Here is a 12,477-nt window from a genome sequence, read left to right on the forward strand (position 1 = left end):
GGCCAAGCTTTGCTATATGGGCCACACCACCATGGAGAACCGGCATGGGCTGGCGGTGGCCGGCAGGGTCACGCATGCCAATGGCACCGCCGAACGCTGGGCTGCGGAGGTCATGCTGAAGGCGAGACGCAAAGCCGCAGGTCGCCGCATCACGGCTGGTGAGGACAAGGCGTACGATACGGCCGATCATGTCGCCAATCTTCGCGCCATCGGCGTGACGCCGCATGTGACACAGAATCAGGCCATCACCAAAACCGGCAAGAACCGTAACAGCGCGATCGACGAACGAACCACGCGGCATCCGGGATACGGCATGTCGCAATCACGCCGGGCGATGGTCGAGTGCATTTTCGGATGGGGCAAGCAGCATGGCACCATGCGCAAGACCAAACATCGGGGCATCGCTCGCGTCGCCGCCGACTTCCTGCTTAATCTGATCGCCTATAACCTGATCCGAATTCCAAAACTGCTCGCCGCATAGCCACCCCGCGCCGGGGCACACTCAATAACAAGCCAGAAATTACATCCAACTCTACCGCGCCGTTCCAAAAACGACCGGCGGAAAAATGAAAATTCTCCATTTCAAGGTTTTTCAGCAGACTGCTAGACAGTTTGGTCAATTCCTCACCGCCAAGCTCACCGAACACAAATTGATCGAGTTCCTTCTGTTGTGCAGCGACGTTCGCGAGGCGCTTACAAGCCTTGTCCGTCAGTGAAATGTGGACGACCCGACCATCCCTGATACAGGGCTTGCGCCGCAGAAATCCGGCTTTCTCCAGCGCCTTGGAATTTATTGTAATGAAGGACGGATCAACTTTCAGCAATTTTGCCACCGTGCTGACTGCAACATCCCCCTCGCTCGCTAGGTCTGTCACTGCCATCAAGATTGTCAATTGTGGTCCAGTGATGCCGAGTGCCTTGGCCCGGACTTGAAGAAAATCCTCCAGACAGATGTTGAGGGATCGGACCTCCAACGTTAATCGCCGCACCAGCAGCTGAGTGTCAGCAGAGTCGTTCCCGACTTGCGTTGCTGGCTTGGTCAAATGCGGCGCCACCGGATGTTAGGCCCTATCCTCAGAGCTCGTTCGCACTGACAAGGTTTCAATAGAGGATCTCTGCTCGTTGCAGCGATCCTGTGCAAGCATCACGCGCTCACCTGCGTCCACGATTTAAGAACGATTACTAGTGATTCGGATTATTGGCTTTTCGACGAGAATCTCGGCCCGCCGTTGGCGGCCGCGCCTAGCTGAGTTGCGAATGCTAGTAATCTCACCGAAATGCACGTTCAAAGGAAGATCTCGATCCGTAGTCTCGCGCAGCGGCGCGGCGTTTCGCCCGCTTCGATAGCGCCAATTCGAAGGTCTGTTGCCGGATCCCGGGCAACGGCTTCGAAACGGCTTCCATACTGAGCAGCTTTGGGGCGCAACCTCGCACAGGCGCTGCGGGGAAATTCATCGAAATTGATGGCCTGAACGCGGGATTCAACCGCATTGCGCTGTCGCGTCTCTGTCGCAGTTGCCGTCCACGAGCGCGTGTTACTCGACGGGTTATGCGACTTCACACTTTGCAGCCTGGTCGCCCCTTATAGGTTCAGTCGAGATCCAAAAATTCGACCGTGGAGCTCTCGGAGTAGTGTTAGTTGTCCTGGTCTAATTTACTCATTGAGCATATTTGAGCGCTGCTGAAATCGAACCCGGCCTCTCGGCCGGGTTTCTCAGGCTCCATATGTACTCAAATTGAGCTTATTTAATATGTGCTGGAGGCTTCATGCCGATCTCTGGACTTTACGGCCCCGACGACTTTGCTAACCGGCCGCAGGGCCAAACCACCGCTGCGCCGCGTTCCGTCCCAGCGGGCTCGAGGCCCGCATTGCCGATGCCTTCGCTGGAATGGACGCCGGAGGTCGAGCGAGCCACCGCACCGCATTACGAGCGCGTGAAACATGTGATCCCGCCGATCGAATGGCCGCTGATGGCCCCGACGATCAAGGCGATCAACGAGCTGAAGCGGGCGCGGGGCGCGGTGATCCTCGCGCACAATTACCAGGCACCGGAGATCTTCCACTGCGTCGCCGACATCGGCGGTGATTCGCTCCAGCTCGCGGTCGAAGCCACCAGGGTGAAGGCCGACATCATCGTCCAGTGCGGCGTGCACTTCATGGCGGAGACGTCGAAACTGCTCAATCCGGACAAGACGGTCCTGATTCCTGACACGCGCGCCGGCTGCTCGCTCGCCGCCAGCATCACCGGCGCCGACGTGCGCCTGCTCCGCGAAAACTTTCCCGGCGTGCCTGTCGTTGCCTATGTCAACACCTCCGCGGAGGTGAAGGCCGAGGTCGACATCTGCTGCACCTCGTCGAACGCGGTGCAGGTGGTCGAAAGCCTCGGCGCACCGAGCGTGATCTTCCTGCCTGACCGTTATCTCGCCACTTACGTGGCCTCGAAGACCGACGTGAAGATCATCGCCTGGAAGGGTGCCTGCGAGGTGCACGAGCGCTTCACCGGCGCCGAGCTGCGCAGCTACCGCGAGGCCGATCCCTCCGTGCAGATCATCGCCCATCCCGAATGCCCACCTGACGTGCTGGCCGAGGCCGACTTCACGGGTTCGACCGCGCACATGATCAACTGGGTACGCGAGCGGCGGCCGCGGCGGCTGGTGATGATCACGGAATGCTCGATGGCCGACAATGTGCGGGCCGAGCTGCCCGATGTGGAGATGCTGCGCCCCTGCAACATCTGCCCGCACATGAAGCGCATCACGCTCGCCAACATTCTGGAGAGCCTGCTGACGCTTCGTGAAGAGGTCACGATCGATCCCGCGCTGGCGCAACGCGCAAGGCGCTCGGTCGAGCGGATGATCAATTTGAAGAATTGAGAGCGGAACATGCAAGATAGCATCCACGACCTCACCCGCAGTCCCGACGATGTCGTCATCGTCGGCGGCGGTCTCGCCGGACTCTTTTGCGCACTGAAGCTCGCGCCGCGACCTGTGACATTGATCTCGGCCGCGCCGCTTGGGCAGGGCGCGTCGTCCGCATGGGCGCAAGGCGGCATCGCCGCGGCCGTGGCCGAGGGCGATACGCCGGACGCGCACGCCGCGGATACGATCGCGGTCGGCGGCGGCATCGTCGACCAAGCCGTCGCACTGGGGATCGCGCGCGAGGCCGCAGCGCGGATCCACGATCTGCTCGCCTATGGCGTGCCGTTCGACCGCGACCTCGAAGGCCGGCTCGCAGTCGGACGCGAAGCTGCACATTCGGCGCGGCGGATCGTGCATGTGCGTGGCGATGGCGCGGGCGCCGCCATCATCGCGGCGCTGCGCGATGCCGTGCGGCGCACGCCGTCGATCCGGCTGATCGAAGGTTTCGTCGCCGAAGCGCTGTTGACCGAGGACGGCGCCGTCACCGGCCTTCAGTTGAGCGAAGCCGACAATTTCGCCGCACGGCCGGTCCTGTTCGCCGCGCGCACGGTGGTGCTCGCCACGGGCGGCGTCGGCCATCTCTATGCCGTCACTACCAATCCGCGCGAGGCGAGCGGATCCGGCCTTGCGATCGCAGCACGCGCGGGCGCGGTCATTGCAGATCCCGAGTTCGTGCAGTTTCACCCGACCGCCATCATGGTCGGCCGCGATCCGGCGCCGCTCGCCACAGGAGCGCTGCGCGGCGAAGGAGCGACGCTGATCAACGGCCGTGGCGAGCGTTTCATGGCGGCGCGCCATCCGCTCGCCGAACTCGCACCGCGCGACATCGTGGCCCGCGGCGTGTTCGCGGAGATCTCGGCCGGACGCGGCGCCTTCCTCGATGCGCGGCAAGCGCTGGGCGCACGTTTTGCCGACAAATTCCCCACCGTTCATGCAAGCTGCATCGCCGCCGCCATCGACCCCGCCACGAAGGCCATCCCGATCGCACCGGCGGCGCACTATCACATGGGCGGCATCGCGGTGGACGATCGCGGCCGCAGCTCGATCGACGGGCTCTGGGCCGGCGGCGAAGTGTCGTCCACCGGCGCGCATGGCGCGAACCGGCTTGCGTCGAATTCGCTGCTGGAGGCCGTGGTCTACGGCGCGCGCATCGCCGACGACATCGCCGGCCGCACCATTTTCCCGCCCGCACGCCTTGCGGACGTGCCGACCCCGCGGGACGGCGCGCCGGATGCTGCGGCCGTGAAGCGGCTGCGGATGCTAATGAGCACGCATGTCGGCGTGATCCGCGATGGTGACGGGCTTGCGGAAGCGGTTCGCAGCTTCGCCGCGCTCGAACGCGAGGCCACGAGCATCGCGGTCCACAACATGGCAACGGCCGCCCTGCTCGTGGCGGCCTCGGCCTGGAGCCGATGCGAGAGCCGCGGCGCGCATTTCCGCTCCGACCATTCCGCGGACGTTCCCGCCCTCGCGCAACGCACCATGACGACGCTCGCAGCAGTGCGCGAATTCGCGGACGGTCTGACCGAACGCCCGACACCGCGAGCCGCGCAACCCATGATCGCCTGACGGAGTCTGCCATGATCACCCCGACCTCTCTGCTCTATCCCGACGCCTTTCTCTCCCCGCGCTAGCGCTCGACGAGGCCGTGCTACGCGCGCTCGATGAGGATCTCGGCCGTGCCGGTGACATCACCTCGCTTGCGACGATCCCCGAGGCAGCGAAGGCGCAAGCCATCCTGGTCGCACGGCAATCCGGCGTGATCGCCGGCTTGCCGCTGGCGCTCGCCACCTTGCAAAAGCTTTCGCCGAACATCGAGGTACGCGCACATGTTCGCGACGCCGCGCGCGTCACCCGCGGGCAGCAGGTGCTGACGATCTCGGGGCCGGCACGCGCCATTCTCACGGCGGAGCGGACCGCGCTGAATTTCGTCGGCCGCCTGTCGGGCGTTGCGACGCTCACGGCGGACTATGTTGCGCGCGCCGAGGGCACCCGGATGAGAATCTGCTGCACGCGAAAGACCACGCCTGGGCTACGCGCCTTGGAGAAATACGCGATACGCTGCGGCGGCGGCTTCAATCACCGCTTCGGTCTCGACGACGCGATCCTGATCAAGGACAACCACATCGCGGTCGCCGGCGGCATCCGTCCCGTGCTGGCGCGCGCCCGCGCCCATGCCGGCCATCTCGTCAAGATCGAGATCGAGGTCGACACGCTTCCGCAGTTGCGCGAGGTGCTCGACACCGGCCTTGCCGACGCCGTGCTGCTCGACAACATGGACATTGCGACGCTGCGCGAAGCCGTCAGGCTCAACGAGGGACGCCTCAAGCTGGAGGCATCCGGCGGTGTCACCCTGGACTCGATCGCAGCCATCGCGGCGACCGGCGTCGACTACGCCTCAGCCGGCGCGCTGACGCATTCGGCACCGAATTTCGACTGTGCGCTGGATATCGAGGCCTGAGGAGGTCTTCTCCCTCTCCCCGTTCCTACGGGGCCGCAACGAGATTTGCTCGCGCCGAGAGGACTGGGGTGAGGGGCATCTCTCCACGTATTCGACTGTCGAAAGACCTGTACCCCCTCGCCCGCATCGCAAGAGCGATCTTACGTCTCCCGCAAGCGGGGAGAACGTAAGAAAGGTTACCGCCGTTCGCTCACGCCATCTCGGCCGAGCTCTTCGCTTCCTCGGCGAGTTCGGGGGGAGAGTGCAGCGGTCTGCGCGGGATGCCCCAGTTTGGTTCCTCGCTGGCGTCGCCCCAGGCGCAAGGCCGGTAGAAGGTGTGGACGGCGCTCGTGTCATCTTCTTCATCTCGGCCAGCCAGGACGGACGCACCCGCTAGGCGTGGTAGTGCGTCGACTTGCCGACCTCGGGCAGCCAGATCTGGTCACCAGCATCGCCTTCCAGAGTTTCTGGCGTGCTTCCGCCTGCTTCAGCGGTTCGAGCGGCTGAATCGCCAGCGAGCGCGCAGCGTCGCGGGCCTGGAACCGATTGGGATTGCGAGCGGCGGCGCGCGAACGGCTGAGGCGCCAGCGAAGAGGCCGTGTGCTACTGCCGGTCTCTCCTGGCGTTGATGCGAAGATGCAGAGACAAGTGCCGAAGGACGCGAACCGCGCGCCCTTCGGACGGGTACGCAAACACACAAGTCGCTACGCGCACGCTACGCTTACGCCAGAAAAATCGAACCGCAGTACATCCGTGCGATTCGAGTCTTCTCGTGAGTATCTAATTTAGGTTGCTGGGGCGTTAATCGGTGTTGCGCGTGCAGCGCACGCAAGCGAACACAGGTGGTTCCACGCAGTGACCGCGTGCACTGGTAAACGCCGCTCATGGAAACGATAAACATCCGGTCAACGTGAGTGGTGAGAAGCCCTGCACGCCCGTATCATAAGGGGACTCGCTGTGTTTCCCACTGTCTCACCATTGTGGTGCGGCCACTCCCTCGCATCGGTGTTCGCCAGGAATTTATGAAGGGTACCCGGAAGCCCGATCGTGACCGGCAGGCCCTTCATGATCTCGAAGAAGCACCACGAAATCGGCACGTGCCGCCGCGGGTCCGAAGCATCTATAGCTTGCCTGCTCAACCGTAAACTCGGTGTCCTGCATGTCGCGCTAGTGCTTCTCGAGCAGCGTGTGGATCCGCGTCAACTCTTTCAATACCTGCGGCAGCGGCGATCCATCGGACGCGTTGTGGGATCCCGTTTTCCGTGCTGCCTCACTGATGTTCTGCGGCGCACGAATGCTCGCCCATTACGCTCTTGGCACGGAATTCACGTTGCTTGCGCCTCGCGCTCTACAGGATGCCCCACGCGCGATAGCGTCCGCGGCCAGTCGTCTCGCGAAGGTCGAGTTCGGCGACGAGGTTTTGGGCCGCACGGGCCGTGATCCCAAGCTCCGCCGCGATCATGCCGGACGAGACAATCGGCCGGGTCAGCACGTAGTCGAGGAGCGCCGGCAGTTTTGAAGTGGCGCGCCGGCCGGCGAGTTTTCGGGCGAGGAGGTTTCTGGTCATCAGCCAGCGGTCGTGGTCCTTTAGGCCGGCCTCGGCGGCGGCCGTCATCGCCTCGAGCTGCACAACTAGCCGCGCTGCGACGTCACGCGCCCGCCGACGCTCACGCGAGATGCTTTTCAGCCCTCCATGCAGGCACAACAGATACCAGCGTGTCTTGCCGCGGTCGCGCAACACGCTAGCTGCGAGCAGGCACCCTAGCCAAGGCGTGTGCTCGAGCGGTTCAATCGCGTCCCAGGCATCCGCGGCGATTGCAGCCGCCAGAGTCGGCGGCAGCTTGCGGGTCTCATCGACGACGGCGCGCCAGTCGTCGAGGCGGCCGTCCTCGTCCCAGTCCGGATCGTAGACGAGCGAGTCCCGCTCTGGCCACGACCGAAGCTCGTCGGCGAGTCTGCGCTCCGCCTTGGCGTTGGCGGCATCGACCGCGGCGAAGGCTGCGGCCAGATGGAGATCGGTGTTCATGACGCCAAGCGGTCCGTCGAGACCCACCGCGTCCCGCTCTGCGTCCTGGTTGAGCCCGAGACCTTCCTCGACCTCTTCTCGCTCGCGCCGGCCCCGAAGGTCAGCCAGTCCGGAAACCGACAGCGCCCAATTGGGCTTTGCGTCGGCAATGCGCCGACGGGCGCGCAGCACGGCGTGAGCCCGGGTCAGCTCGTGGGTGGGGGCACGGACGTCCATGCCGGCGTCGTGAAGCACGAGGTCATCGAGGTGGACAAGTTCGCCATCAAGCCACAGAGTGGCGCACGCGTCGGTGAAGTGCATTCGGCTGATCGCGCCGTCACGGATTGCGCTTTTGGCCAGTCGCTCGTCGAGGCGGGCGACAGCATCCTCGGCCGCGGCGAGCGGCCCCGCGAGCTGAGCCCAAGGCAGTGGATCGGCGATTTTGTAGCCGGAAGACAAGGCCTTGATAACCTTAAGAGGAAACAGCGAAACGGAACCTAACACACCTTTATGTTCCGTCATAGCGAGGCCTGTTCCCGCTCTCCTCTCGCTATCGATAAGCACGCGTTATCGGTCGGGGGTGCCGCCGCAGTGCGATCAGCACGCACAGCGCTGTAAATCACCAGCGCCAAGCTTCAGATCAACCACAAATCGCCACTCGTGCCAACCCCCTGCCCTGTTCCGGACCAGCCGTACCTTTCCGGTGACTGTGCCCTCCCCGGCAGAGCAGGCCGCCTTCGAAAATCGAGCTGCGCGGAGGCAAGGTGAAGCGTAGGTAAAAACATGCCCGGAAATTGACGCCCGCCGGACCGCCCTTGCCCAAAGGGAGAATGGCGTCCAGCGAGCCGTGCGGTCTCAGGCTGCACCGGGACTGCGGAAATGAGCATCGGCTAGCTAATCTTCGAGCCCCTCCGCGGTGGCGCTGACCCCAAGATTAGTGCCGGCGGCACGGCACCCCCCTCCCCACGGCCTGCGGCGACGTCAGACGCGTTCCGATTTCCTGCAGGCGAGCCAAAAGCTCGCGTGCCTCGTCTCAGTCGCTGATGAGCGCGATGAAGGGCGATGCGCCGATGAATCTCCTCATACAGGCCGTCGCGGAATCCTTTTGGCGCGCTGTCCGCCGCGGAGGCGCCCCCCTTTTGGCACATCCGGGCAGAACTGGACGCCACGGTCGAGGAAAAACGACGTCGTCTCGATCTCGAGCTCATGAGCGCGTGCCGATGCACTGTTCGGGTGAGGCGGACCTTTTTCCACCACCGTCAATTCCCGCGCCATCGCCTCGGTCTGCGAATTCTCGATATGCACCGCTATGGCATGCTCCTCTAGACGCAACCATCCCTAGGTGATTCCGATACAGGGAATACGAGAGCAGGCCCCGTTAGTAGGACGGCCAAGGTCGCTGGCTTTCCAGTGACGGGCGGCCTCAGGTCGACGTGCGGCTCTTTGTGGTGCTGACTGGAACTTTATGGTTAACGGCTGATAAACGCCTCCCCTATTCCTCCGTCCTTTCCGCTCCCCCTACCCTGCCCTTTCCGTCTCCGGACACGGGGCGCGCTTTGTTTCCATTGTTGCCGCCCTAGCCGACCTCGATCCGTCCCGGACGACCACAACCTCGTCGATGCCCTCGCCCGCGCTTGCGTGGTTTCAAGACAACCGATCCGAGACCCGCTCGGGCAAACCTCGGCGCGGTGCGACCTGGATGCTGGAAGGCGCCAAGGAGGCGGAGCTGAGGAAGCCTCCGCCGACTACATCTGCATTCGCCCTCGGCTGCGAGCGGGAAATGGGCTGCACCGCCGTTGATCCGCATTGTGGCCCGTTCCGCGAAGATGAAGAGATGCCGTTCCTTCCGAACTGGATTGGCCGAGACCGGTTTCGGCGACACTGATCGCCCGACCGGCTCCGGTCTACCTCTTGCCCGTCGCGCCGCCATCCCTGCTGCTTTCTTAGTCCCGCCAGTCGCGTGGAGCGTGGGGCCCAGCAACCCGGGATGGTACGGCGGATGATCCGCATAGGACACCCGCGAGGGATAACAGGTCCTCAACCCCGTGCCTAAGCTCGAACGCCTGCCGCGAGGTCCACTGCTTCCGGGGGTGTTGTGCCGCTTGGGAGCCGACTATCCGCCAAAGCCCTTGATCGTCACGCTATGCGGGCTGACGTCGCGGTCGTGCTGTGCGAGCGCGACATGTTCGCAGCCGATGATCATGCGGCTTCGAGGGTGGAACGGCGGCTGGGAGCGCGCCGGCTTTAGCGGTGAAAGAGGGCACTTTCCCTCGCTGCAGCGCTGGCCGAGTCGGCTCGCCATTCCAAGCCAGCACGTGACGAATCGGTGCAAACGCAAGCGCCCGCATCTGGTGATCCGCTGGACGACTTGCTCGTGACGGGTCGCGGGACTCTCGACCTGCCATCCTTCCGATCTGCCATCCTTCGCGTCTGCACGGTCTCGGCGCGGGCGCCGCGCAGCGGATGTTGCGGTTGCGGCTGAGCGGAGCGCGCCAGGGCTCAACGCTGAATTTTGATCCGAATGGGGCGGTGATAGAGTTCGAGCGCGAGTCGATTGTGGGAACTGCGTCGGAGAAAGTTGACCGCGGTCAACTTCTGTTTAAGAGCGGCGCCTTCGCAGCAGCCGCGCAGGCTACGTGCCGAGAGTTGACCGCGGTCAACTTTAGACCACCCGTGGGCCGATTCGGACCGTTAAGGATTGATTTACCCTTTAACTGTTGCGAGACCGGCCAGAATCGGGCGTAATAGCCACGCTTTGCGCATGCCGTGTACCCGAAATTCGTAACTACGCGAGAAAGCCGTGGCCCTGAACGACCAACAAGCGATGGCGTCAATCACGCCTGGCGCGCCGCAGGCGATCCACGACACGATCGCGGCAGACGCGCGGGAACTGTCGGCGAAGCTGCACGCCCACCGAACGAAGCTGTTCCCGCCAAAAGCACGCAAGCATCTGCGCCGCTTTACATCTGGCGAAGTCGCTAAGCTCGTCGGCATTAATGACGGCTACCTCCGCCAATTGTCGCTGGAGGGCAGGGGCCCTCAGCCGGACACCAGCCCATCGGGTCGAAGGTCGTACACATTCGACGATATTCAAAGTCTTCGTGCTTATCTCGATGAATCCGGCAAGGGCGCGCGCCGATACCGACCGTATCGCGTCGCGGGCGAACAGTTGCAAGTCATTGGGGTCGTTAATTTCAAGGGTGGGTCGGGGAAGACCACCACGGCCGCGCATCTCGCCCAACATCTCACGCTGCAGGGCTATCGAGTGCTGGCGATCGATCTGGATCCGCAGGCTTCGCTCTCCGCGCTGCACGGCTATCAGCCAGAGTTTGATGTCGAGGAAAACGGAACTCTGTACGGCGCCATCCGCTACGACGATGCGCGTCGCGAACTGAATGAGATCATTCGGCAGACTTACTTTTCGGGGCTCGACATCGTTCCTGGCAACATCGAACTGATGGAATTCGAACATGAAACCCCGAAAGCGCTAGCTGCGCGCCAGTCGGGTGACCCGCTGTTCTTCGCCCGCGTTGCCCGTGCCCTCGCCACGGTCCAGGACCGCTACGATATTGTCGTGATCGATTGTCCGCCTCAACTCGGATTTCTCACGCTTTCTGCGCTCTGCGCAGCAACGGCAATTCTGATCCCTGTGCATCCGCAAATGCTCGATGTCATGTCGATGTGCCAGTTTCTAATCATGACATCCGACCTTCTTGCGGTCGTCGCCAAGGCCGGCGGCAACATGAATTACGATTGGATGCGCTATCTCGTCACGCGTTATGAGCCCGGCGATGGACCGCAGGCCCAAATGGTCGGCTTTATGCGCTCGCTGTTTGGCGACCGCATGGTCACGAACATGATGCTGAAAAGTACGGCGATCTCGGACGCTGGCATCACGAAGCAAACGCTCTATGAGGTCAGCCGCGACCAGTTCACGCGCGCTACCTACGACCGCGCCATGGAATCGCTGGACAGCGTCAATGGTGAAATCCAAAGCCTCATCCAGGCTGCGTGGGGGAGGGCCTAATGGGTCGAAAAAACCTGCTTGCTGACCTCATCGATGACAAGTTGACCGCGGTCAACGAACAACCGTCAGGCGAGCCCAGCGACAATCGCAGACCAACCCAGCCAACACTCGGGTCGCGTGGGGCTGTCGGCGCCATGAGCCGCTCGCTTGAGATGTTGTCCGCGGAGCGCGACGCCGCCAAGGCCTTGACCGAGCAACTCACCACCGGTCAAACCGTCGTCGAGATCGCCCCAGATTTGATTGACGCCTCGATCGTTCCCGATCGTATGACGAGCGTGGACGAGAAGCACTCCGCTCTCGTTGAATCGATCCGCGCCAATGGGCAGTTGGTGCCGATCCTCCTTCGCCCGCATCCGTCCAGCCCCGGCCGGTTTCAGATTGCGTATGGCCATCGTCGCGTTCGTGCGCTCGCCGAACTTGGCCGCCCTGCGCGGGCCGTGGTCCGCGACCTTAGCGACGAAGACCTGGTGGTGGCACAAGGCAAGGAGAATGGTGAGCGGGAGGATCTGTCCTTTATTGAGCGGGCAACTTACGCCGCCGCGCTCGAGGATCGTGGATTCAAGCGCGAGATCATCATGGCGGCGCTCAGCGTCGACAAGACGGAGCTCTCCCGCCTCATCACGGTCGCGCGAGCCCTTCCCCGGAGCCTACTCGATGCAATCGGGCCAGCGCCAAAAACCGGCCGCCGGCGCTGGATGGAGTTGGCAGAGCGGCTTGTAGGCCGCAACGACCAAAAGGTATTGGCCGACAGCGTTGCCAGCGATCGGTTTGAGCGCGCTACTTCCGATGAACGGTTCGCGATAACTTTCGCCGCGCTGGCGCCCCGCAAGCCCAAGGTTACACGGCCGACAACCTGGGCGGATGACGGCGGCAAAAAAATCGTGAAGATTGAACGTCGCGCAGATCGCATCACGCTAGCTGTAGATGAAAAGGCCGCGCCTGCGTTTGGAGACTTTGTGATTTCGCGGCTGCCGGAACTCTACCGGGCATTTCTCGATGGAGGCACCGATGAGTGACATCGGGCGTCTTGCCGCTTTGGATATGGCGCTGCCTGGACCTCACACGGTCGGGCGGCGCGATGCGTAC

The 12,477-nt window shown here is 63.2% G+C and carries 7 protein-coding genes and 2 pseudogenes; 6 read left to right on the forward strand and 3 right to left on the reverse strand.

The features are described 5' to 3' along the window. Positions 1-481: transposase (locus IVA74_RS10335; protein WP_247342466.1), on the forward strand; the 481-nt coding region annotated here is incomplete at its 5' end. Here the strand turns inward: IVA74_RS10335 and IVA74_RS10340 are convergent. Next, positions 429-1,043: a MarR family winged helix-turn-helix transcriptional regulator gene (locus IVA74_RS10340; RefSeq protein ID WP_247342469.1), complete on the reverse strand. Its 615-nt coding sequence runs from the start codon at positions 1,041-1,043 to the stop codon at positions 429-431. The two genes, IVA74_RS10335 and IVA74_RS10340, sit on opposite strands and share 53 nt — an antisense overlap. Positions 1,044-1,767: 724 nt before the next feature. On the opposite strand from IVA74_RS10340, the gene nadA reads away from it, so the two are divergent. From nadA to nadC, 3 genes and pseudogenes are all read left to right on the forward strand, one after another. Further along, positions 1,768-2,874, forward strand: coding sequence for a quinolinate synthase NadA (nadA, locus tag IVA74_RS10345; protein WP_247342471.1), 1,107 nt, complete (start codon positions 1,768-1,770; stop codon positions 2,872-2,874). A gap of 9 nt (positions 2,875-2,883) precedes the next feature. Beyond that, a complete protein-coding gene (locus IVA74_RS10350) occupies positions 2,884-4,488 on the forward strand; it encodes an L-aspartate oxidase (protein ID WP_247342474.1) in 1,605 nt (534 codons plus the stop codon). A gap of 11 nt (positions 4,489-4,499) precedes the next feature. Further along, a pseudogene (nadC, locus tag IVA74_RS10355) lies at positions 4,500-5,380 on the forward strand (carboxylating nicotinate-nucleotide diphosphorylase). Between the two features lie 190 nt (positions 5,381-5,570). Here the strand turns inward: nadC and IVA74_RS10360 are convergent. Beyond that, positions 5,571-5,800 (reverse strand): annotated as a pseudogene (locus tag IVA74_RS10360) (cell wall hydrolase); the annotation flags it as partial. A 907-nt stretch (positions 5,801-6,707) separates the two neighbouring features. Continuing rightward, entirely contained in the window at positions 6,708-7,886 is a 1,179-nt protein-coding gene (locus tag IVA74_RS10365; protein WP_247342555.1) for an RHE_PE00001 family protein, read from the reverse strand. A 2,302-nt stretch (positions 7,887-10,188) separates the two neighbouring features. On the opposite strand from IVA74_RS10365, the gene repA reads away from it, so the two are divergent. Continuing rightward, positions 10,189-11,391 carry a plasmid partitioning protein RepA gene (gene repA, locus IVA74_RS10370; RefSeq protein ID WP_026233724.1) on the forward strand — a complete coding sequence of 401 codons (1,203 nt, stop codon included), beginning with the start codon at positions 10,189-10,191 and terminating at the stop codon, positions 11,389-11,391. Beyond that, positions 11,391-12,407: a plasmid partitioning protein RepB gene (gene repB, locus IVA74_RS10375; RefSeq protein WP_247342478.1), complete on the forward strand. Its 1,017-nt coding sequence runs from the start codon at positions 11,391-11,393 to the stop codon at positions 12,405-12,407. Before repA ends, repB begins: the two co-directional genes overlap by 1 nt. Positions 12,408-12,477: the final 70 nt, after the last annotated feature.

The sequence above is a fragment of the Bradyrhizobium sp. 132 genome (assembly GCF_023074185.1).
Taxonomy (GTDB): Bacteria; Pseudomonadota; Alphaproteobacteria; order Rhizobiales; family Xanthobacteraceae; genus Bradyrhizobium.

Coding starts and splice junctions, on each gene's coding strand:
- nadA (WP_247342471.1), top strand. CDS start 1,768: ATGCCGATCTCTGGACTTTACGGCCCCGACGACTTTGCTAACCGGCCG.
- IVA74_RS10350 (WP_247342474.1), top strand. CDS start 2,884: ATGCAAGATAGCATCCACGACCTCACCCGCAGTCCCGACGATGTCGTC.
- IVA74_RS10365 (WP_247342555.1), bottom strand. CDS start 7,886: ATGACGGAACATAAAGGTGTGTTAGGTTCCGTTTCGCTGTTTCCTCTT.
- repA (WP_026233724.1), top strand. CDS start 10,189: ATGGCGTCAATCACGCCTGGCGCGCCGCAGGCGATCCACGACACGATC.
- repB (WP_247342478.1), top strand. CDS start 11,391: ATGGGTCGAAAAAACCTGCTTGCTGACCTCATCGATGACAAGTTGACC.